The 20,396-nt window shown below is 67.8% G+C and carries 20 protein-coding genes; 11 read left to right on the top strand and 9 right to left on the bottom strand.

Annotated features, from left to right (window positions below; genetic code table 11):
* Window positions 1-22 precede the first annotated feature (22 nt).
* From ACEOAB_RS08765 to ACEOAB_RS08740, 6 genes are all read left to right on the top strand, one after another.
* Complete coding sequence (locus ACEOAB_RS08765) at window positions 23-1,147, top strand: sterol desaturase family protein (RefSeq protein WP_413312576.1); 1,125 nt, start codon at window positions 23-25, stop codon at window positions 1,145-1,147.
* The gene (locus tag ACEOAB_RS08760; RefSeq protein WP_495653611.1) at window positions 1,147-1,935 is read left to right on the top strand and encodes a YaeF family permuted papain-like enzyme; all 789 of its coding nucleotides are present in this window, start codon (window positions 1,147-1,149) and stop codon (window positions 1,933-1,935) included. Before ACEOAB_RS08765 ends, ACEOAB_RS08760 begins: the two co-directional genes overlap by 1 nt.
* Entirely contained in the window at window positions 1,932-3,149 is a 1,218-nt protein-coding gene (locus ACEOAB_RS08755; protein ID WP_495653610.1) for a BaiN/RdsA family NAD(P)/FAD-dependent oxidoreductase, read from the top strand. Before ACEOAB_RS08760 ends, ACEOAB_RS08755 begins: the two co-directional genes overlap by 4 nt.
* Before the next feature lie 110 nt (window positions 3,150-3,259).
* Window positions 3,260-3,472: a 30S ribosomal protein S21 gene (gene rpsU, locus ACEOAB_RS08750; RefSeq protein WP_007833691.1), complete on the top strand. Its 213-nt coding sequence runs from the start codon at window positions 3,260-3,262 to the stop codon at window positions 3,470-3,472.
* A gap of 110 nt (window positions 3,473-3,582) precedes the next feature.
* Entirely contained in the window at window positions 3,583-4,032 is a 450-nt protein-coding gene (locus tag ACEOAB_RS08745; RefSeq protein ID WP_007833692.1) for a GatB/YqeY domain-containing protein, read from the top strand.
* On the top strand, window positions 4,032-4,502 hold the full coding sequence (locus ACEOAB_RS08740) for an NUDIX domain-containing protein (protein WP_056596380.1): 471 nt from the start codon (window positions 4,032-4,034) through the stop codon (window positions 4,500-4,502). The genes ACEOAB_RS08745 and ACEOAB_RS08740 overlap by 1 nt, the downstream gene beginning before the upstream one ends.
* Before the next feature lie 6 nt (window positions 4,503-4,508).
* Here the strand turns inward: ACEOAB_RS08740 and ACEOAB_RS08735 are convergent, their stop codons facing one another.
* Complete coding sequence (locus ACEOAB_RS08735) at window positions 4,509-5,264, bottom strand: sulfite exporter TauE/SafE family protein (RefSeq protein WP_495653609.1); 756 nt, start codon at window positions 5,262-5,264, stop codon at window positions 4,509-4,511.
* A gap of 101 nt (window positions 5,265-5,365) precedes the next feature.
* Here ACEOAB_RS08735 and ACEOAB_RS08730 point away from each other — a divergent pair, with 101 nt between their 5' ends.
* Window positions 5,366-6,271: a LysR family transcriptional regulator gene (locus ACEOAB_RS08730; RefSeq protein WP_413751137.1), complete on the top strand. Its 906-nt coding sequence runs from the start codon at window positions 5,366-5,368 to the stop codon at window positions 6,269-6,271.
* Between the two features lie 27 nt (window positions 6,272-6,298).
* Here the strand turns inward: ACEOAB_RS08730 and pmbA are convergent, their stop codons facing one another.
* A complete protein-coding gene (gene pmbA / locus ACEOAB_RS08725) occupies window positions 6,299-7,669 on the bottom strand; it encodes a metalloprotease PmbA (RefSeq protein WP_413751136.1) in 1,371 nt (456 codons plus the stop codon).
* Window positions 7,670-7,774: 105 nt separating this feature from the next.
* On the opposite strand from pmbA, the gene yjgA reads away from it, so the two are divergent.
* Entirely contained in the window at window positions 7,775-8,431 is a 657-nt protein-coding gene (gene yjgA / locus ACEOAB_RS08720) for a ribosome biogenesis factor YjgA (protein ID WP_413751135.1), read from the top strand.
* 121 nt (window positions 8,432-8,552) lie between these two features.
* Window positions 8,553-9,140, top strand: a complete 588-nt coding sequence (mog, locus tag ACEOAB_RS08715; protein WP_413750631.1) for a molybdopterin adenylyltransferase — start codon at window positions 8,553-8,555, stop codon at window positions 9,138-9,140.
* A gap of 27 nt (window positions 9,141-9,167) precedes the next feature.
* Here mog and ACEOAB_RS08710 read toward each other — a convergent pair whose 3' ends face one another.
* The 5 genes from ACEOAB_RS08710 to czcI form a co-directional block, all read right to left on the bottom strand.
* The gene (locus ACEOAB_RS08710; protein ID WP_413750630.1) at window positions 9,168-9,920 is read right to left on the bottom strand and encodes an SDR family oxidoreductase; all 753 of its coding nucleotides are present in this window, start codon (window positions 9,918-9,920) and stop codon (window positions 9,168-9,170) included.
* Between the two features lie 131 nt (window positions 9,921-10,051).
* Window positions 10,052-13,243, bottom strand: coding sequence for a CusA/CzcA family heavy metal efflux RND transporter (locus ACEOAB_RS08705; RefSeq protein ID WP_495653608.1), 3,192 nt, complete (start codon window positions 13,241-13,243; stop codon window positions 10,052-10,054).
* Between the two features lie 10 nt (window positions 13,244-13,253).
* Entirely contained in the window at window positions 13,254-14,609 is a 1,356-nt protein-coding gene (locus ACEOAB_RS08700) for an efflux RND transporter periplasmic adaptor subunit (protein ID WP_413750628.1), read from the bottom strand.
* 22 nt (window positions 14,610-14,631) lie between these two features.
* Window positions 14,632-15,969 carry a TolC family protein gene (locus tag ACEOAB_RS08695; RefSeq protein WP_495653607.1) on the bottom strand — a complete coding sequence of 446 codons (1,338 nt, stop codon included), beginning with the start codon at window positions 15,967-15,969 and terminating at the stop codon, window positions 14,632-14,634.
* Window positions 15,970-16,064: 95 nt separating this feature from the next.
* Window positions 16,065-16,592: a cation efflux protein, CzcI family gene (gene czcI, locus ACEOAB_RS08690; RefSeq protein WP_413750109.1), complete on the bottom strand. Its 528-nt coding sequence runs from the start codon at window positions 16,590-16,592 to the stop codon at window positions 16,065-16,067.
* A gap of 6 nt (window positions 16,593-16,598) precedes the next feature.
* Here czcI and ACEOAB_RS08685 point away from each other — a divergent pair, with 6 nt between their 5' ends.
* Window positions 16,599-17,276, top strand: a complete 678-nt coding sequence (locus tag ACEOAB_RS08685) for a heavy metal response regulator transcription factor (protein WP_056596408.1) — start codon at window positions 16,599-16,601, stop codon at window positions 17,274-17,276.
* A gap of 46 nt (window positions 17,277-17,322) precedes the next feature.
* Window positions 17,323-18,651, top strand: a complete 1,329-nt coding sequence (locus ACEOAB_RS08680; RefSeq protein ID WP_413750110.1) for a heavy metal sensor histidine kinase — start codon at window positions 17,323-17,325, stop codon at window positions 18,649-18,651.
* A 7-nt stretch (window positions 18,652-18,658) separates the two neighbouring features.
* Here the strand turns inward: ACEOAB_RS08680 and ACEOAB_RS08675 are convergent, their stop codons facing one another.
* Together ACEOAB_RS08675 and ACEOAB_RS08670 are read right to left on the bottom strand one after the other, a co-directional pair.
* On the bottom strand, window positions 18,659-19,912 hold the full coding sequence (locus ACEOAB_RS08675) for a cation:proton antiporter (protein WP_056596414.1): 1,254 nt from the start codon (window positions 19,910-19,912) through the stop codon (window positions 18,659-18,661).
* A 36-nt stretch (window positions 19,913-19,948) separates the two neighbouring features.
* On the bottom strand, window positions 19,949-20,266 hold the full coding sequence (locus tag ACEOAB_RS08670) for a winged helix-turn-helix transcriptional regulator (RefSeq protein ID WP_413750111.1): 318 nt from the start codon (window positions 20,264-20,266) through the stop codon (window positions 19,949-19,951).
* Window positions 20,267-20,396: the final 130 nt, after the last annotated feature.

Raw genomic sequence — 20,396 nt, 5'->3', positions numbered from 1 at the left:
CGCAAGCAGGAAAGAGGCGGAAATGCTCGAGAAACTCAATGAATTCACGGAAAGCCACGGCGAATTGCGCCGCGGCCGAGGCCTGGTCACAGGAACCATCGCACTGAGCCTCGGCATCCTGTGCTTCCTCGGCGTGCTGGCCTTCCACTTTCCGCAGTACCTCACCACGCCCGAGCTGCGCAAGAGCTACAACGTCGACGTGATGCGCTTCATCCTGCTGGCGGCCATGGTGATCTCGGGCGGGCTGTCGCTGGTCAACATCATCTTCAATCGCTCGCGCTGGCTGTCGTCGGCCGCGTTCCTGCTGGTGGCGGCCTCGGCGCTGCTGGGCGGGCACAAGGTGCCGGTGCACGACTTCGCGGACAACACGCCGTACATCGGGCTGGACTGGTTCATCCTCGACCTGCTGGGCTCGTCGCTGATCTTCATCTTCATCGAGAAGCTCTTTGCGCTGCGCAAAGACCAACCCGTGTTCCGCGAGGAGTGGCAGACCGACTTCCACCACTTCGTGGTGAACCACATGATCGTGGGCTTCGTGCTGCTGGCCACCAACCTGATGGTGCACAAGTTCTTCGGCTGGGCCGCCAACGACGGCATCCGCGGCTGGGTGGGCAACCTGCCGTTCTGGGCCGGCATCCTGCTGATCATCCTGGTGGCCGATCTCGTGCAGTACTGGACGCACCGCGCGTACCACGAGGTGCCGGTGTTGTGGCGCCTGCACGCGGTGCACCACAGCGTGAAGAGCATGGACTGGATGGCGGGCTCGCGCCAGCACATCCTCGAACTGCTGATCACGCGCACGCTGGTGCTCGCGCCGATCTACGTGCTGGGCTTCAGCAAGGAAGTGATCGACGCCTACATCGTGGTGGTGGGCTTCCAGGCGGTGTTCAACCACTGCAACGTGAGCGTGCGGCTCGGCCCGCTGCGCTACCTGATCGTGACGCCCAACTTCCACCACTGGCACCACAGCCAGGACATCGAGGCGCTCGACAAGAACTACGCGGCGCACTACGCCTTCCTCGACTACCTCTTCGGCACCGCGGTGAAGAGCACCAAGCTCTGGCCCGAGAAATACGGCGTGCTGGGCGACTACGTGCCCAACGGCTTCTTCAAGCAGCTGAAGTTCCCGTTCGTCTGGAAAGGCTGATGCGCTCCCGCTTCCGGACTTTCGCGGCCCTCGCTGCCGCGGGCGCCGCCCTGCTGCTCACGGCCTGCGCCACCCGCGTCGACCTGCCGACCAAGGACGCCGGCCTGCGCGTGCGGGTGCAGAGCTCGGTCATCGCACCGGGCAACGGCGGCGAGCTCATAGCCGCCGCCCCGCTGGCGCCGGGCGACATCCTGCTGACCTCCATCGCCACGTTGAACTCCTTCGGCATCCGGCTGGGCACCTTCTCGCCGGTAAGCCATGCGGTGCTCTACCTCGGCGACGGCCAGATCGCCGAAGCCGTGGGCACCGGCGTGCGCGCACGGCCGCTGACCGAGGTGGTCGATGAAGAGCAGATGGTGGTGGCCTTCCGCGTGCCGGGCGTCGACGAAGCCGGCGCCGGGCGCATGCGCGAATGGGCGCTGTCGCAGGTCGGCGCGCGCTACAACACCGTGGGCGTGCTGCTGAACGCGCCTTTCGTGCTGAACCGGCGCCTGTGCGAGCTGCCGCTGGTGCCGGGCGCAGTCAGCCACTACTGCATGAGCGGCATGGCGATGGTGCAGTTGGGCGCGAGCCGCGACGACCAGTTCTTCTGCTCGCAGTTCGTGCTCGAGGCCTACAGGCAGGCCGGCCTGCCAATCACCGATGCCGACCCGCGCTGGGTGAGCCCGGCCGACCTGCTGCACATGCGCGAGGGCGACGTGCCCTCCATCGCCGCCACGCAGCCGCTGCGCTACGTGGGCCACCTGAAATACAACCCGCCGCCTCTGCTCGCGGCAGACGGCCCTTGAGCGCACCCGAGTCTTCCCATTTCGACGTCGTCGTGATCGGCGCCGGGGCCGCCGGGCTGTTCTGCGCCGGCGTCGCAGGCCGGCGCGGGCTCAAGGTGCTGGTGGTGGACCACAGCGAGAAGGTGGGCGAGAAGATCCGCATCTCGGGCGGCGGCCGCGCCAATTTCACCAACCGCGACCTCGACGTGCGCGCGCCGCAGCGCCACTTCATCGGCGACAACCCTAACTTCTGCCGCTCGGCGCTGTCGCGCTATGCGCCGCAGCAGTTCATCGAGCTGGTGCAGAAGCACGGCATCGCCTTCCATGAGAAGCACAAGGGGCAGCTGTTCTGCGACGGCTCCTCGCAGCAGATCGTCGACCTGCTGCTGGCGGAATGCGCGGCGGGCGGGGTCGAGCGCTGGCAGCCGTGCAAGGCTGGAAACATCACGCTGACGGGCTCTGGCAGCTATCGAATCGAGAGCAGCCGCGGTGCCATCGAGACGCCGAAGATCGTGGTTGCCACCGGCGGCCTGTCGATTCCCCAGATCGGCGCCAGCGACTTCGGCTACCGCATCGCCGAGCAGTTCGGCCTGCGCCTCGTGACGCCCCGGCCGGCGCTGGTGCCGCTGTCCTTCGGCGGCGAGGCCTGGGCGCCGTATGCCGAACTGGCCGGGCTCGCGTTGCCGGTGCGCATCGAAACCGGTGCCAGGAAGGAAAAGACGGCATTCCTCGAAGACCTGCTGTTCACCCACCGGGGCCTGTCGGGCCCGGCGGTGCTGCAGATTTCGAGCTACTGGAAGCCCGGCACCCCGCTGACGCTCGATTTCGCGCCGGGCACGAACGTGGCCGAGGCGCTCGGCGAAGCCAAGCTGCGCTCGAAGAAGCGCATCGCCAACGAACTGGCCACGCTGGTGCCCTCCCGGCTGGCCGACGCCTGGGTCGGACAGGACCCGGCCCTGCAGCGCCCCGTCAACGAGGCCGCCGACAAGGCGCTGGCCGCCCTGTCGGAGCGCATCGCCCGCTGGCAGATCACCCCCAGCGGCACCGAAGGCTACAAGAAGGCCGAGGTGACGGCCGGCGGCGTCGACACCCGCGACCTGTCGTCCCAGACCATGGAATCGAAGCAGCCGGGCCTGTATTTCATCGGCGAAGTGGTCGATGTGACGGGTTGGTTGGGCGGATACAACTTCCAATGGGCCTGGGCGAGCGCGCACGCCTGCGCAAGCGCGCTATAATCTCGGGCTAACTTCTGGCCTCCCCTCAACGGCCACCAAAGATTTCAGTTGAGGAACCCCGGCTTTGGGCCTCGATCTCCCCGAGCCAACTTCAGTTCAACGATTCATCAATGACCACCATCCGCGTTAAAGAAAACGAGCCCTTCGACGTCGCACTGCGCCGTTTCAAGCGCACCATCGAAAAGCTCGGCCTGCTGACCGACCTGCGCGCCCGCGAGTTCTACGAAAAGCCGACCGCCGAGCGCAAGCGCAAGAAGGCCGCCGCGGTCAAGCGCCACTACAAGCGCGTGCGCAGCATGCAGCTGCCCAAGAAGCTGTACTAAGCAACGCCCCGGGCGGTTCGCTCTCGACGAAAGTCGGCGCTACTGCCCCGTTGCCTCAGCCGCGCCAGGGAAACCTGCCGCGGCTTTTGTTTTTTCCGAAAGGTTGCCGAATGACACTCAAAGAACAGATCACCGAAGACATGAAGACGGCGATGCGCGCCAAGGACTCCGAGCGCCTCGCCACCATCCGCCTGCTGCTCGCAGCCTTGAAGCAGAAGGAAGTCGACGAGCGCGTGGAGCTCGACGACGCCATGGTCGTCGCCATCGTCGACAAGATGGTCAAGCAGCGCAAGGACTCGATCGCCGCCTTCACCACCGGCGGCCGCATCGACCTGGCCGACAAGGAGGCTGCCGAGATCAAGGTGCTCGAGGTCTACCTGCCCCAGCGCATGAGCGCCGATGAAACGGTGGCCGCAGTGAAGGCCATCGTGGCCGAACTGGGCGCCAGCGGCCCCGGCGACATGGGCAAGGTGATGGGCGTGGTCAAGACCCGCCTCGCCGGCAAGGCCGACATGGGCCAGGTCAGCGCCGCCGTCAAAGCGGCCCTGACAGGCGCCTGATGAGCACCGGCAGCCCCAGCGCCCCGATCCTCAAGGCCTGTGCCTGCCTGGTCGACGCGCAGGGCCGGCTGCTGGTATTCCGCCATCCCGAGGATGGCAACATGCAGCTCCCCAAGGGCACCATCGAGCCCGGCGAGTCGCCCGAGATCGCGGTGCGCCGCGAGCTGCTCGAAGAATCGGGCATCGACTACGCCGGCCCGCTGCAGTCGCTCGGCACGCTCGACCGCGAATGCGAAGCCGGCGTCGAGGGCAACACGCACCGCCATCCGCAGCTGTGGCACCTGTTCCTGATGCGCGCCGAGGGCAGGCTGCCCGAGACCTTCATGCACACCGCCACCGGCAGTCCTGAAGAAGAAGGCCTCATCTTCCTGTTCAGCTGGCTCGAACCCGGCGATGCCATCGACGACTTCGCCCTGCCCTACCGCCAGACAATCGAGCGCGTGCGCACGGCCCTGCTGCTCGCGGCCTGAGGCTTTTCAGCCCGCGGCGCGCGTGACCATGTACACGCCCAGCAGCGCCAGTCCGACCAGGAAGCAGCGCCGGAACACGGTCACCGAAAACCGCCGCCGCAGCCAGGTCCCGAGCACCATGCCGCCGATGGCCGGCACCAGCATCGCGATCGAGCCGCCTACCGCCGACATCGGATAGCTTCCGTTCCCGGCCAGCCCGATGGCTAGAACCACGGTCGAGGTGGTGAACGAAATGCCCATCGCCTGGATCAATGAGTCGCGCTGGAACCCCAGCGCCTGCAGGTACGGCACGGCCGGCACCACGAACACGCCGGTCACGGCCGTCACCACCCCCGTGGCGATGCCCGCCACAGGCCCCAGCCAGCGCGCCTGCCCCTCGGCCACGTGCAGCTGCCGCCCCGTCAGCCCCCAGCCCGCATAGAGCACCAGCGCCACGCCGAGCGCCACCGTCGCCCACGCCCCCGACGGCACGCCCAGCCACAACGCACCGCCCAGCGTGCCGGCGACGATCCCCGCCTGCATGCCGCCGATGCGCTCGAGCACCGGCACGAAGCTCGCGCGCGGCCCGGTCTGCCAGACGTTGGTGACCAGCGACGGCACGATCAGCAGCGCCGCCGCCTGCACCGGCGGCATCCACAGCGCGAGCAGCGCCATAGACACCGTGGGCAGCCCCAGCCCGATCACGCCCTTGATCACCCCGGCCAGCAGGAACACGGCCGCTGCGGCAACCCAGAAGCTCGTCAAGTTGTTCGAATGCATCATCGCGGCCGAGTCTGCCGGGCAATGCCGCACTGGGAAATGCGGTGTTCGCAGAGCCAGCCTCAGGCTGCGGCTGAGGCTCTTGATGCACACTCCGCCGAACCATGCGATTCGATCTCACCGACCTTCGGCTTTTTCTCAACGTCGTCGAAGCCGGCAGCCTCACCGGTGGCGCCGGGCGCTCGCACATGACGCTGGCCTCCGCGAGCCAGCGCGTGCGCGGCATGGAAGACGCCCTCGGCAGCCCACTGCTCACGCGCCACGCGCAGGGCGTGCGCGCCACCGAGGCCGGCCGCACGCTGCTGCACCATGCGCGCGTCGTGCTGCAGCAGATGGAACGCCTGCGCGGCGAGCTCGGCGAATACGGCCAGGGCCTCAAGGGCCACGTGCGCTTCATGTGCGGCACCTCGGCGCTGACCGAGCACCTTCCCGAGGTGCTGAGCCGCTTTCTGGCCGAGCATCCGCGCATCTCGGTCGACCTCGAGGAGCGCGCCAGCCCGGACACGGTGGAGGCGCTGCGCGGCGGCCTGTGCGACATCGGCATCGTCTCGGACGCCATCGACAGCGAAGGCCTGGAATGCCATCCCTTTCGCCGCGACGATCTCGTGCTCGTGATGCCTCGCGGCCATGCGTTGGCCGGACGCCGGCGCCTGCGGCTGGCCGACGCGGTCGACAGCGAATTCGTGGGCCTGCCCGCGAACAGTGCGCTGCAGCAGCTGATCACCCAGCACGTGCGCGCACTCGGCAAGCACCTGGCCTACCGGGTGCGCGTGCGCAACTTCGAGGCCGTGTGCCGCATGGTGGAGTACGGCATCGGCGTCGGCATCGTGCCGCAGACCGCAGCCGAACGCTGCGCGCGTTCGATGAAGATTGCGCGCGCCTCGCTCTCCGACGCCTGGGCGGAACGCACGCTGATGGCCTGCGTGCGCTCGTCGGAAGACCTGCCGCTCAATGCGCGGCGCATGCTCGAGCACCTGGTCGCTCCGCCCGCAGAAGCTGCGAAGAAGTGACCGGCGGGCGGGCGCCCGCCCCGGGGCTCAGCTGCCCGCGATCTTCATCCGGTTCACCAGGACCGACCCCGTGGTCTTGGCGCCGAAGGTGTACGCATCGGCCCCGATGGCCTCGATGCCCATGAGCATGTCCTTCAGGTTGCCGGCGATGGTGATCTCCTGCACCGGGAAGGCGATGCGGCCCTTCTCGACCCAGAAGCCGCTGGCGCCGCGCGAGTAGTCGCCGGTCACGTAGTTCACGCCCTGCCCCATCAGCTCGATCACGAACAGGCCGGTGCCGAGCTTGGCGAGCATGGCGTCGAGGTCGTCGCCGTGCTTCGTGAGGCGCGAGCTCAGCGTCAGGTTGTGCGAACCGCCGGCGTTGCCGGTGGTCTTCATGCCCAGCTTGCGGGCCGAATAGGTCGACAGGAAGTAGCCTTCGAGGCGGCCGGCCTCGACCACCTTGCGCGCCCGCGTGGTCACGCCTTCGTCGTCGAAGGGCGCGCTGCCCTTGCCGCGCATCACGTGCGGGTCTTCGGCCACGTCCACGTGCTTCGGCAGCACCGGCTTGCCTAGCGAGTCGAGCAGGAAGCTGCTCTTGCGGTACAGCGCACCGCCGCTCACGGCCTGCACCAGCCCGCCCAGCAGGCCCACGGCCAGCGGCGACTCGAACAGCACCGGGCATTCGGTGGTCTTGATCTTGCGCGACTTCAGGCGGCTCAGCGCCCGTTCGGCGGCGTAGCGGCCCACGGCCTGCGGGCTGGCCAGTTCGCCGGCCGAGCGCATGGAGCTGTACCAGGCGTCGCGCTGCATGTCGTCGCCCTTGCCGGCGATGGGCGCCACCGAGATCGAGTGCCGCGAGCTGGCATAGCCGCCGCGAAAGCCGTGCGTGTGGGCGCTGAAGAAGTGGCTCTGCTGCGCCGAGACGCCCGCGCCTTCGCTGTTGGTGATGCGCTTGTCGGTCGTCAGGGCCGCCTCTTCGCATTCCAGCGCCAGCCTGGCGGCCTGCTCGCTCGTCACGTCCCAGGGATGGAACAGGTCGAGTTCGGGGTGCACCTTGGCGATGTCCTCTTCGTCCGGCAGGCCGCTGACGGGGTCTTCGGCCGTGAAGCGGGCGATGTCGTAGGCCGCCTGCACGGTCTGCTTGATGGCGGCGTCGGAGAAGTCGGAGGTGCTGGCGTTGCCGCGGCGGTGGCCCACGTAGACCGTGATGCCCAGCGACTTGTCGCGGTTGCGCTCGACGTTTTCCAGCTCGCCCTTGCGTACCGAGACGCTCAGGCCACAGCCCTCGGAGGCCTCGGCCCCGGCGTCGGTGGCGCCGAGCTTCTTGGCGTGGGCCAAGGCCGAGTCGACCAGGTTTTCGAAGAAGGAGCGGCTGTAGGCGAAGCCGGAATCGGCGCGCGAGGAGGATGTCGTCATGTGGTGGCTATGATACTTGCGCCCCCCATTTCCCGTTTTCCCCCAGCTTCCCACTGCGCATTGCACGCGTTGCAACGCCGCACGGTGCGGCCCAGAATCCACCTCATGTCCCGCAAACCCAAAAAAGGCTATTTCGTCCGTGGCCAGTTCGTCGCCGAGGGCAGCGAACTCGACCTTGAGCTCAAGCGCGAGCTCAAGGGCTCCGACGAAGCCAGCCGCACCGATCTCAAGCGCGAAAGCGACGAACTGCAGAAGCTCGGCGCCGAGCTGCTCACACTGCGCGCCGGCCTGTTCGACGCACTCCAGCTCGACGAGAAACTGGTCGACGCCATCGCCGAGGCCAGGCGCATCACCAATTTCGAGGGCAAGCGCCGCCAGATGCAGTTCATCGGCAAGCTCATGCGCAAGCTGGAGCCCGAAGTGCTCGAGGCCGTGAAGCTCGCCCTGAGCGAACAGAACAGCGTGCCGGCCGCCGAAACCGCCGCCCTGCACGAGGCCGAACGGTGGCGCGACCGGCTGATTGCCGACGACGACACCCTGGGCGGCTGGATCGAAACCCATCCCGCCACCGACTCGCAACAGCTGCGCGCCCTGGTGCGCCAGGCCCGAAAGGACATGAAGTCCGGCCCGGCCGGTGAAGCACCCCGCCAGGGTAAGGCGTATCGCGAAATCTTTCAGCTCGTGCGCGCGCAACTGGCAGTGCACGGAGGCGCGGACCATGCGGCGGCTGCCGCCGCGCAAGACCGGGAAGACGACGCATGAGCCCCTTGCTTTTCTCCCTCCCCTCCCGGGGGAGGGCCGGGGTGGGGGCAAGCGGCGTATCCATCGAGCGCTCTGCCTGCCCCCATCCCAACCTTCCCCCGGAAGGGGAAGGAGCAACACCATGAGCGCACCTGACTCTGTTCGCATCGGCATCGTCTCGGTCAGCGACCGCGCCTCCAGCGGCACCTACGAAGACAAGGGCCTGCCTGCGCTGAAGGAGTGGCTCGGCCGGGCACTGAAGAACCCCATCGAATTCGAGCCACGACTGATTCCCGACGAGGCAGCGCAAATCAGCGCGACGCTGATCGAACTGGTCGACGCCGGCTGCTCGCTGGTGCTGACCACCGGCGGAACCGGCCCCGCCCTGCGCGACGTGACCCCAGAGGCCACGCTGGCCGTGGCCCACAAGGAAATGCCCGGCTTCGGCGAACAGATGCGCCAGATCAGCCTGCGCTTCGTGCCGACGGCGATCCTGTCGCGGCAGGTGGCGGTGATCCGTGGCAAGAGCCTGATCATCAACCTGCCGGGGCAGCCGAAGTCGATTGCAGAAACGCTCGAAGGGCTCAAGGACACCGAAGGCGTGCAGGTCGTACCCGGCATCTTTGCAGCGGTGCCCTACTGCATCGACCTGATCGGCGGGCCGTACCTCGAGACGGACGATTCGGTCTGCAAGGCGTTCAGGCCGAAGTCGGCCGTTCGCGCACGCTGACCCGCCCTTGAAAGCGCCCGCCCCTTCTCAGGCCTTCGCGTGCTGCGCGAGCCAGTCTTCGAAGCGGGTCGCCCCCAGGCGCGGGTTGGCGCCGGGCGTCAGCGAACTGTCGTCGAGCCGCACGCCGAAGTAGTGCGATCCGGGATCGGTCACGACCGGCCGGGCATCGCCGTTCGCCGCGAAAAAGCGGCGCACCAGTTCGTCGAGCGGCATGGCCTCGGGCCCGGCGATCTCGATACGGCCCTGCGCCGGCGGCTCGGTCACGACCTTGGCCAGCGCCGCCGCCACGTCCTCCGCCGCCATCGGCTGGATCCGCGCGTTCGACAACCGCACCGCGCCGTCCTGGACGCTCGATGCCGCGATGCTGCCCACGAACTCGAAGAACTGCGTGGCCTGCACGATGGTGTACGGCACGGGCGATGCCTCGATCAGCTCTTCCTGGAGCTGCTTGGCGCGAAAGTAGCCGCTGTCCAGCAGGCGCCTGGTGCCGACCACCGACAGCGCGATGTGATGCGCCACGCCGGCCTCCGCCTCGGCCGCGAGCAGGTTGCGTCCGGAGGTCTCGAAGAAGTGGCGCACGGCCTCGTCCTCGAACGAAGGCGAGTTCGCGACGTCCACGACCACGCGGGCGCCCGCGAGCGCCTCCTTCAGGCCTTCGCCGGTGAGAGCATTGACGCCGGTGGAGGGTGACGCGGCGACGACCTCGTGGCCGGCCTGTCGCAGCCGCGCGGCGAGTTTCGAGCCGATGAGGCCGGAGCCTCCGATGATGACGATCTTCATGGTCGATTCCTTGGTCGAAGAGTACGAAAAGAGCATCCCCGTGGATGCTCCCACCTGCAAGACGTCCGGCTGCGTGTGTTTGTGACAGCCGGACCGCCTCCTCCCGGAAAAATCGGCCCGTGCGGCTCCGGCTAGGCACCGAGCGGTGCGCCGCGTCGCTGATCCTGCGCTTCCTCTTCCTGTTCCTCCTCGTCGCGCCGGTGCGCGATGCGGTAGAGCAGCGGAAGCACCAGCAGCGTCAGCGCGGTCGACGACAAGATGCCGCCGATTACCACCGTCGCCAGCGGCCGCTGCACCTCGGCGCCGGTGCCGGTGGCGATGGCCATCGGCACGAAACCCAGCGAGGCGACCAGCGCCGTCATCAGCACCGGCCGCAGCCGCGTGAGCGCGCCCTCGCGGATCGCGGCGTCCAGCGGCAGCCCGCCTTCACGCAGATTGCGGATGAACGAGATCATCACCAGCCCGTTGAGCACCGCCACGCCCGACAGCGCGATGAAGCCCACTGCCGCCGAAATCGACAGCGGAATGCCGCGCAACCACAGCGCCACGATGCCGCCCGTGAGCGCGAACGGAATGCCGGTGAACACCAGCAGGCCGTCCTTCAGGTTGCCGAACATCGCGAACAGCAGCGTGAACACCAGCAGCAGCGACACCGGCACCACCACCTGCAGCCGTTCGGTGGCCGAGGCGAGGTTCTCGTACTGACCGCCCCACACGGTCCAGTAGCCGGCAGGGATCTTCACCTTGCCCATCGCCTCCTCGGCTTCGGCCACGAAGGAGCCGAGGTCGCGGCCGCGCACGTTGGCACTCACCACGATGCGGCGCTTGCCGTCCTCGCGGCTCACCTGGTTGGGGCCGGGCGCAATGTCGAGCGTGGCCACCTCTCCCAGCGGGATGAAGCTGGTGCGCATGCCTTCGGCGCCCGCGCCTGCTCCCTTCGGCAAGGCAACGGGCAAGCGCTTGATGGCCTCGAGGTCGGTACGCAGGTTCTCGGGCAGCCGCACGATGATGTTGAAGCGCCGGTCGCCGTCGAACAGCGTGCCCGCTTCGCGCCCGCCGACCGCGGCCGAGATCGCGTCCTGCACGTCGCCCACATTGAGGCCGTAGCGCGCGGTCTGGTTGCGGTCGATGTTCACCGTGAGCATCGGCAGGCCGGTGGTCTGCTCGACCTTCACTTCGGCCGCGCCGGCGATCTTGCCCAACGTGCCCGACACCTCGGCCGCCGTCTTGTTCAGCACGTCCATGTCGTCGCCGAAGATCTTCACGGCCACGTCGCTGCGCACGCCTGAGATCAGCTCGTTGAAGCGCAGCTGGATCGGCTGCGAAAACTCGTAGTTGTTGCCCGGCAACTTCTCCACCTCTTCCTGCACGGCGGCCAGCAGTTCTTCCCGCGTGCGCTTCGGCTTGGGCCACTCGCTCTCGGGCTTGAGCATGATGTAGCCGTCGGAGATGTTCGGTGGCATCGGGTCCGATGCAATCTCGGCCGTGCCCGTGCGCGCGAACACGCGCTCGATCTCCGGAAACTTCGCCTTCAGCGTGCGTTCGAGCTGCTTCTGCATCTCGACCGACTGCGTGAGGCTCGTGCCCGGAATGCGCAGCGCCTGGATCGCGAAATCTCCCTCGCTCAGGCTCGGCACGAACTCGGTGCCCAGGCGCGTCGCCAGCAGGCCCGACAGCATCACCGCCACCGCGGCCAGCGTGATGACCAGCGGCTTGGCCGACATGACGCGCGCAAGCAGCGGCTCGTAGCCGCGCTTGGCCCACACCATCAGGCGGTTCTCCTTCTCGCTGACCTTGTTGCCGATGAACAGCGCCACGGCCGCGGGGATGAAGGTGATCGACAGGATCATCGCGCCCAGCAGCGCAATCACCACGGTGAAGGCCATCGGGTGGAACAGCTTTCCCTCGACCCCCGTGAGCGCAAAGATCGGCAGGTACACGATCATGATGATCAGCTGGCCGAACAGCAGCGGCCGCCTCGCCTCCTGCGAGGCCGCGAACACTTCATGAAAGCGCTCGCTGCGCGTCAGCGGCCGCCCCTTGTGCGCCTGTGCATGGGCCAGCCGCCGCACGCAGTTCTCCACGATCACCACCGCGCCGTCGATGATGATGCCGAAGTCCAGCGCGCCCAGGCTCATGAGGTTGGCGCTGACCTTCTGGTTCACCATGCCGGTGAAGGTGAAGAGCATCGACAGCGGAATCACCAGCGCCGTGATCAGCGCCGCGCGGATGTTGCCGAGGAACAGGAACAGGATCGCGATGACCAGCACCGCGCCCTCGAACAGGTTCTTCTTCACCGTGGCGATGGCCTTGTCGACCAGCACCGTGCGGTCGTACACCGTCACCGCCTTCACGCCGGCGGGCAGCGTGCGGTTGATCTCCCGCATCTTTTTATCGACAGCCTGCGACACGGTGCGGCTGTTCTCGCCGATCAGCATGAACACGGTGCCGAGCACCACTTCGCGGCCGTTGTCGGTGGCGGCACCCGTGCGCAGCTCGTTGCCGATGCCGACCTCGGCCACGTCCTGCACGCGCAGCGGAATGCCGCCCGCGTTGCCGAGGATCACGTTGCCGATGTCTTCCACCGACTTCACCTGCCCCGGCGCGCGAATGAGGTACTGCTCGCCGCGCTTCTCGATGTAGCCCGCGCCCACGTTGGCGTTGTTGCGCTCCAGCGCGGTGACGATGTCGGTCATCGTGAGGCCGTGGGCCAGCAGCTTGGCGGGGTCGGGCGCGATCTGGAACTCCTTGGCGTAGCCGCCGATGGAGTTGATCTCGGTCACGCCCGCCACGTTGCGCAGCTGCGGCTTGATGATCCAGTCCTGGATCTCGCGCAGGTCGGTGGGCGAGTAGGGCTTGCCGTCGGCTTTCCTCGCGCCCTCCTGTGCCTCGACGGTCCAGAGGTAGATCTCGCCGAGGCCGGTCGAGATCGGCCCGATCACCGGCGAAATGCCGCTCGGCATGCTTTCCCGCGCAGACTGGATGCGCTCGTTGACGAGCTGCCGCGCGAAGTAGATGTCGATGCCGTCCTTGAAGATCACCGTCACCTGCGACAGGCCGTAGCGCGACAGCGAACGGGTCTGCTGCAAGCCCGGCAGCCCGGCCATGACCGTCTCGATCGGGTAGGTCACACGCTGCTCGGTCTCCAGCGGCGAATAGCCGGGTGCGGCGGTGTTGATCTGCACCTGCACGTTGGTGATGTCGGGCACCGCATCGATGGGCAGCTTCTGGTAGCTGAAGATGCCGAGTGCGGCCATGCCGAGCACGGCGAGCAGGATCAGCCAGCGCTGTTCGATGGAGAAGCGAATGATGCGTTCGAACATGCAGGCGTCCTCAGTGGGTGTGCGTGGCCGAGCTCTTGCCCTGCTGCGACTTCACGACGAAGCTGCCGCTGGCGGCATAGGCCGCGCCGGGCTTCAGTCCGCTCACGATCTCGATACGCTTGCCGTCGCTGCGGCCGGTCTGCACGTGCTGCGGCACGAAGCCGCCGGACACCCTGAGGAACACGGTCGGCTTGTCCTCCACCGTCTGCACCGCTTCGGCCGAGACGGTCACGAGCGCATCCGTCTCGGAGGCCACGAGCTCGACATTCACGAACAGGCCCGGTCGCCAGATGCGCTGCGGGTTGGTGAGCGTGACGCGCGCGGTGGCCGTGCGCGTCTGCGCGCCGATCAGCGAGCCCACGTACGACACCGTGCCACTGGCCGTCTGGTCGAACGAGGTCGAGCGGATGGTCACGCGCTCGCCGATGCGCACCAGGTTCAGGTTGTTGGCGGCCACGCTGATCTCGGCCCACACGGTCGACAGGTCGGAGATGGTGAAGACGTTGACGGCTTCTCCCACCGATTCGCCGAGCGAGATGTGCTTCTCGACCACCATGCCGTCGAAGGGCGCGCGCAGTTCGTAGCGGCCCAGCGCCGACGAGCCGGGCGTGGCGCCGAGCGCCAGCAGCTTCTGGTTGGCGTTGGCCACTGCGATCTGCGCCTCCTGCATCGCCTGCTGAGCTTGCAGGTAGTCCTGCTGCGGCGAGATCTTTTCTTCCCACAGCTTCTTCTCGCGCTCGTAGGTGGTGCGGGCCAGCTGCAGCCGGCGCTGCGCAGACTGCAGTTCGCTGCGCTGCTCCGAAAGCCCCGGGCTCGACAGCACCGCGAGCACCTGGCCACGCTTCACTTCCTGCCCCAGGTTGGCCGACACACTGTCGACCACGCCCGCCACGCGCGGCACCACGTGGGCAGTGCGGTCCTCGTTGAACTTGATCTCGCCGGGCAGCTGCAGCGACGTCTTGATGCGCGCGGGGCCGGCGCTCTCGATGCTCACGTCGGCCGCCTTGATCTGCTCGTCCGTGAAGGCGATCTTCTCTTCGTCTTCCTTGTGGCCGGCGGGCTCGTGGCTGGCTTCCCGCTTGCCCTCTTCGTGGTGCTCCTTGTCGGTATGGCCCGAGGCTTCGCCATGGCTGTGATCGTGGTCCTTGCCCTGCGCCTCGGCTTCCTTGTGGCCTTCTTCTTCATGGTGCTCGCCGTCGCCGTGCCCCGCGGCCTCCGAATGGCCCGCTGCTTCGGGCTTGGTGGGTGCGGTGCGCAGAATCATCGCGCCCGCGCCAAGGCCCAGCACCACGACGACCGCGATGGCGATCCACTGCTTCCTGCCCCCGCTTTTTTCAGCGAAAGGTTTGCGTTCTTCGGTGTTCATGATCTTTGGAATTCCTTGCCTGTCAGCGCGCAATAGGCGCCGTCGCGGGAGAGAAGTCGCTGGCTTCGTTGCCGAGCAGCCGGTCGAGGTCGCCGGCCGCGCGGTGCGCGTCGGCCAGTGCGAGCAGGTACTGCGCACGCACCTGGAACAGCGTGCGCTGCGCATCGAGCGCTTCAAGAAAGCTGAACTTGCCGAGCTCGAAGCCCTTGGTCGCGGCCCTGTAGGCGGCTTCGGCGCCGGGCAGCGCATCGCGCTTCAGCGTCTGCGCGGTGGCGCGCGCGGAGCGCAGCCGCTCCGAAGCCTGTGTGACGTCTGTGCCCAGCTGCAGCTCGGCGGCGGCGAGGTCGTCGCGGGCCTTCTCTTCGCGGCTCAGGGCCTCGGCGACGTTGCCGCGGTTGGTGTCGAAGATCGGCAACGGAACCGACAGGCCCACGACCACCTGGTTGCGGCGGCTGCCGCCGGTCTCGCCCTCGGAGGACGGCACGCGCTTGGCGCCGAGCGACACAGTCAGGTCGGGAATGCGCCTGGCCTGCTCCAACTCGGACAGCGCCTTGCGCCGCTCGACTTCGAGCCGCGCCTGCCGCACCACGGGCGCGGCACCCAGGCGGCTTTCCACTTCCTGCGCCGGCACCATCGCCGGCAGTTGGTCGATCGCGCCTTCCACCTGCGCGAAGCGCGGGCTCGGATTGCCCCACAGCGCGGCCAGCTGCTGGCGCGCCGAGCGCAGCGCGCCCTCTGCCTGCAGCAGCTCGACGCGGATGCCGGCCTCGGCCACGCGCGCCCTGGTTTCTTCCAGCGGCGAGACCTTGCCGGCTGCCACGCGGTTGGCCGCCGCGCGGGTGACCGTCTGCGCGAGTCCGGCGGAATCCTGCGCAAGCCGCAGGCGCTCCTGCGAGGTCAGCACGTCGAAGAAGGCGGTGACCGTCGCCGCGCGGATCTCGGCGCGACGGCCGGCCAGCGCCGAGACGGCCTGGTCTCTCGCGCGCTCGGCCGCCGTCACGCGGGCGGCGCGCTTGCCGCCCAGTTCGAGCGACTGGCTCAGCTGCAGCGTGGTGGTGCGGTTGTCGCGGCGCAGGTCTTCCACCTGCGCGTCGAGCGTGGGATTGGGCCAGGCGCCGGCCTGGACGACGGCGGCCTCGGTGGCGTCCTGCTCGCGGGATGCCGCAGACAGGCCGGGGTTGGCCTGCAACGCCATCGCAACGGCGTTGCCCAGCGTCAGCGGGCCTGCGGGCTCCAGTGTGCGGGCCGCCGCGCCGGATTGCTGTGAATACGGGGAGCCGGCAGCGGTCGGCATGACCTGTGAAAAAGCCGGGGGCGCCGCCATGGCCAACGCGGCCAGCGGCACGAAGAGCGTGCGCATCGAATTCTCCTGGGTTGCGAAACAACGGACGGACGAATTCGGCGAGAGCTCAGCTGATGGTGGAAATCAGAAAAGGGGGGTGTTCTCTCGCCGAATCAAAGGGCGAGAGACCAGTCGGGACGGACCGGAACGTCGGAGATGTGCGAGGCGAAGCGCTCGGCGGACGTCGCGCGCAGGGCCGGGGCCACGCGCGTCACGGCCATCACCGGCTCTGCCGAAGCTTCTGCATGCTGCAAGCTGCCGGCATGGCAGACCGCGTAGTCGCCGACCACGGCATTCGGCTGGGTGCTGGAATTCTTCTGCGCGCCCTCCCCGCTGTGGCTGCGGTCGGTGCCGCGGGTTTCGCTTTCGTGATGGCCCCAGTGCTCGGGCTGCGTGTCGCGCTCATGCTGGCAGTACGCCGATGCCGACGCCCAGCTGAACTGGAACGGCAACAGGACGAGCAGGAAGATGAGAAGCCAGCGGCGCATGGGAGCAAAAAGTATATCGGCGGCGCGCGGCAGGCTCTGGCAAAGGCCTTGCGGCCTGCGGGCCCGGCGCAATGTATGACGCCGGGTGAAGGCTTTATCCGTCGATAGGATTACCAAATCGTAATCCCCGTATCGAAAGCGCTTCGATACCATGCGTGAATGCGAATCCTTGTCATAGAAGACGAACCCAAACTGGGCGACTACCTGAAAAAGGGACTCGAGGAGAACGGCTATGTCGTGGATATCGCTCGCGACGGCATCGAGGGGAGGTACCTCGCCACCGAGGGCGACTATGCACTCATCCTGCTCGACGTGATGCTGCCCGGCATCGACGGCTTTGCCGTGCTGCAGGCCATCCGCCGCACGAAGAACGTGCCCGTGCTGGTGCTGACGGCGCGCGACAAGGTCGAGGACCGCGTGCAGGGGCTGCAGCAGGGCGCTGACGACTACCTCGTCAAGCCCTTCTCCTTCTCCGAACTGCTGGCGCGCGTGCAGGCGCTGCTGCGCCGCGGCAAGCAGCAGGAATCTACCGTGCTGCGGCTGGCCGACCTGGAGGTCGATCTCGTCAGCCGCAAGTGCACGCGCAACCGCACGCGGCTCGACCTCACGGCCAAGGAGTTCACGCTTCTGCTGGTGCTGCTGCGCCGACGCGGCCAGATCCTGTCGCGCACCGCGCTCGCCGAGCAGGTGTGGGACATGAACTTCGACAGCGACACCAACGTGGTGGAAGTGGCCATCCGGCGCCTGCGCAGCAAGCTCGACGATCCGTTCGAAGCGAAGCTGCTGCACACGGTGCGCGGCATGGGCTACGTGCTGGAAGACCGGTCCTGGGCATGAGCCCTCCCCCAGGGGCTTGCCCGCTTCGCGGGGCGGCATTTTCCCGATGAGTCCCCGGCCGCAATCGCTGCAGAGCCGGCTGTCGCTCTGGTTCGCGGCACAGACGCTGCTGGGGCTGAGCGCGATCTGCTTCGCCATCTACCTCGTCACGGCCTGGAACTTCAGGCAGAAGCAGGAAGAAGAACTCGAACACAAGGCCGTGCTGGTGCAGCACCTGATGCAGGAAGCCGACAAAGGCGGCGATCTCGCCTTCCTGCAACACAAGCTCGACGACTTCTTCTCGATGCATGACGACGTGACGCTGTCGATCTCGCACGAGGGCAAGCCGCTCTATCAGTCCAGGCCCCTGGCCGGAGGCCGCTGGATGCTGCGCGACGTGGAAGTGCCCTGGACGCAAGGCGGCGCCACCACGCAGCTGTCGGCGCGCATCGGCGTGAACACGGCGCAGGAAGCGCAACTGCTGCGGCGCCTGGCGTGGACGCTGCTGGGCGCCGTGGTGCTGGGCACGGCGCTGGTCTCGCTCACCGGCATGTGGCTGGTGCGGCGCGGCCTGCGCCCACTCGAGGCGCTGACCCGGCGCACCGCCGCGATGGCGCCCGACAAGGCCGACCAGCCCATCGACCCAGCAGATTTCGCGGAAGAACTGCGGCCCTGGATCACCCAGTTCAACGCGCTGCTGCTGCGGGTGCAGCGCGCCTACGTGCAGCTCGAATCCTTCAATGCCGACGTGGCGCACGAGTTGCGCACGCCGCTCGCCAACCTGATCGGCACCACCGAACTCGCGCTCACGCGTCCGCGCGGCAACGAGGAGCTGCAGGCCGTGCTCGCGTCCAACCTCGAAGAGATCGGACGGCTCTCGGGCATCGTCACCGATATGCTGTTTCTCTCGCAGGCCGAACGCGGCACGCCGATGCGCACACGGGCGCTGGCCAGCCTGGCGGCGCAGGCGAGCGACGTGATCGACTTCTACGACGCCATGCTGGAAGAAGCCGGCCTGCGCGCGGAGGTGAAGGGCGACGCCATGGTCGACGTGGACGCCGCGCTGGTCCGTCGCGCCCTCTTCAACCTGCTGGGCAATGCGATCCGTTTTGCGGCGCCTGCTTCGACGATCCGCATCGAGATCGGAAGCGAGAAGAACCACGGCGAGTTCACCTTGACGGTGGTCAATCGGGGCGAGCCGATCGACCCCGCCGCGTTGCCTCGCCTGTTCGAGCGCTTCTATCGCGCAGCACCGGCCCGCGACGGCTCGCCTCGGCACCACGGCCTGGGCCTGTCCATTGTGGAAGCCATCGCGCGCATGCACGGCGGGCGCGTGTTCGCGGCGAGCCAGGGCGGCGAGACGCGCATCGGCTTCACGGTGCGCCGCGACGGCTGAGCCGCCGTCAGGACTTGGCGTGAGCGCCGTCCGACGCGACTGCCGCCTTGCGGCCGATGAACAGGTTGATCAGCGGCCCCGTCATTGCCGTGGTCACGAGCGCCATCACCAGCAGCATCGTGAACAGCTCGGGGCCAATCAGCCCGGCATCGAGGCCGATCTTCATCACGATCAGTTCCATCAGGCCGCGCGCATTCATCAGCGAGCCCGTGGCCAGGCTGTCACGCCAGCCATAGCCCGCCATGCGCGCGCCGGCCGCGCCGCCTGCGATCTTGCCCACGGTGGCAACGCCCACGATCAGCAGCATTGCGCCAAGGCTCGCGCCCGAGAAGGCGTTGGCCGTGGTGCCCAGCCCCGCCAGCGCGAAGAACAGCGGCATCAGCACGACGATGGAGATCGGCTCGATGCGCTCGGTGAGCGACTTCAGCAGCCTGTCGTCGCGCGGCAGGCAGGCGCCGAACAGGAAGGCGCCGAACACCGCATGCAGGTGCAGCCACTCGGTGACCAGCGCCGTCGCGAGCAGACCGATCATCAGCGCCGCCATCACCGTGGTCGAGGGCTCGCCCTCGGGCGCCTTGGCGCGCAGCAGCTGCGCGAAGGCCGGCTTGAGCCCGAAGAACAGCGCCAGCAGCACCACCGCCATGCCCAGCGTGGTCTTGAGCAGGCCCCGGTAGCCCTCGCCCGCGCCGACCAGCGCGACCACCACGGCCAGCAGGATCCAGGCGAACACGTCGACCACGGCCGCAGCACCCAGCGACAGCTGGCCGAAAGGCGTGCGCGTCATGCCGCGGTCTTTCAGGATGCGCGCCATCACGGGAAAGGCGGTGATCGACAGCGCCGCCGCGATGAACAGCGCGAACGGCCAGAAGCCCACCCCGGCCGGCGCGAGCGCCGGATGCAGCGCCGGCGCGATCGCCAGGCCCAGCGCCATCGGCACGGCCACGCTCAGCACGCCTACGTAGCCCGCCGAGCGAAGCTGCTCACGCACGCCCTGCGACGCCCGCAGCTCCAGGCCGACCACGAACATGAACAGCACCAGCCCCAGCGTCGAGAGCGACGAGAGCCCCTGCAGCGATTCCTTGGAGAACAGCTGCGCATGCAGCGAGGGAAACAGCGCCCCCATCACGACCGGCCCGAGCATCAGCCCCGCCGCCATCTCTCCGACGACGCCCGGCTGGCCCACGTGGCGAAGAATCCATCCGCACAGGCGCGCGGTGATCAGGATGACGATGAGTTGCAGCAGGAGCGAAGTGACGGACATCGGGAAACAGGAATACGGAAGGCGATGCGGCGGATGTTAGTTCGAAGCCGTGTCGTCGAGCCAGCGGTTGGCCCATTGGTTCAGCGGCGTGAGGCGCTTGACGAGTTCGCCGCCCGACTCTGTGAGCGCATAGCCCGCGTCAGCAAGCTCGACCACGCCGACAGCGCGCAGCTCCTTGAGCCGGTCGTTCAGCACCGAGGGCGACATGTCGTCCGTGCTGGTGCGCAACGCCCTGAAGCTCTGCGGCAGCCCGTCGCGCAGCTCCCACAGGATGCGCAGCGTGCCCTTGCGGCCGAGCTGCTCCAGCAGCCGCATGATGGGCCGGCGCGATGCCGTGGGTTGTGCGTCTTCCATGCCGGGTCCTTCGGTTGATCGTCGTCCGGCGAGTGTACGCGCTTGCGCTACGCATTTCGTAGCGATAGACTGCGGCGGATCGCTACGCTTTTCGTAGCGATTTCCACCATTGCATTGAAGGAACCCATCC

It is taken from the genome of Variovorax sp. Varisp53 (assembly GCF_059491555.1).
The sequence above is the reverse complement of the archived record's forward strand: the minus strand, read 5'-3'. Positions and strand labels throughout refer to the sequence as shown.

Coding starts and splice junctions, on each gene's coding strand:
- ACEOAB_RS08675 (WP_056596414.1), bottom strand. CDS start 19,912: ATGTCCGTCACTTCGCTCCTGCTGCAACTCATCGTCATCCTGATCACC.
- ACEOAB_RS08685 (WP_056596408.1), top strand. CDS start 16,599: ATGCGAATCCTTGTCATAGAAGACGAACCCAAACTGGGCGACTACCTG.
- rpsU (WP_007833691.1), top strand. CDS start 3,260: ATGACCACCATCCGCGTTAAAGAAAACGAGCCCTTCGACGTCGCACTG.
- ACEOAB_RS08730 (WP_413751137.1), top strand. CDS start 5,366: ATGCGATTCGATCTCACCGACCTTCGGCTTTTTCTCAACGTCGTCGAA.
- ACEOAB_RS08670 (WP_413750111.1), bottom strand. CDS start 20,266: ATGGAAGACGCACAACCCACGGCATCGCGCCGGCCCATCATGCGGCTG.
- mog (WP_413750631.1), top strand. CDS start 8,553: ATGAGCGCACCTGACTCTGTTCGCATCGGCATCGTCTCGGTCAGCGAC.
- ACEOAB_RS08765 (WP_413312576.1), top strand. CDS start 23: ATGCTCGAGAAACTCAATGAATTCACGGAAAGCCACGGCGAATTGCGC.
- ACEOAB_RS08745 (WP_007833692.1), top strand. CDS start 3,583: ATGACACTCAAAGAACAGATCACCGAAGACATGAAGACGGCGATGCGC.
- ACEOAB_RS08710 (WP_413750630.1), bottom strand. CDS start 9,920: ATGAAGATCGTCATCATCGGAGGCTCCGGCCTCATCGGCTCGAAACTC.
- ACEOAB_RS08740 (WP_056596380.1), top strand. CDS start 4,032: ATGAGCACCGGCAGCCCCAGCGCCCCGATCCTCAAGGCCTGTGCCTGC.
- ACEOAB_RS08735 (WP_495653609.1), bottom strand. CDS start 5,264: ATGATGCATTCGAACAACTTGACGAGCTTCTGGGTTGCCGCAGCGGCC.
- ACEOAB_RS08695 (WP_495653607.1), bottom strand. CDS start 15,969: ATGCGCACGCTCTTCGTGCCGCTGGCCGCGTTGGCCATGGCGGCGCCC.
- czcI (WP_413750109.1), bottom strand. CDS start 16,592: ATGGTATCGAAGCGCTTTCGATACGGGGATTACGATTTGGTAATCCTA.
- yjgA (WP_413751135.1), top strand. CDS start 7,775: ATGTCCCGCAAACCCAAAAAAGGCTATTTCGTCCGTGGCCAGTTCGTC.
- pmbA (WP_413751136.1), bottom strand. CDS start 7,669: ATGACGACATCCTCCTCGCGCGCCGATTCCGGCTTCGCCTACAGCCGC.
- ACEOAB_RS08680 (WP_413750110.1), top strand. CDS start 17,323: ATGAGTCCCCGGCCGCAATCGCTGCAGAGCCGGCTGTCGCTCTGGTTC.
- ACEOAB_RS08760 (WP_495653611.1), top strand. CDS start 1,147: ATGCGCTCCCGCTTCCGGACTTTCGCGGCCCTCGCTGCCGCGGGCGCC.
- ACEOAB_RS08705 (WP_495653608.1), bottom strand. CDS start 13,243: ATGTTCGAACGCATCATTCGCTTCTCCATCGAACAGCGCTGGCTGATC.
- ACEOAB_RS08700 (WP_413750628.1), bottom strand. CDS start 14,609: ATGAACACCGAAGAACGCAAACCTTTCGCTGAAAAAAGCGGGGGCAGG.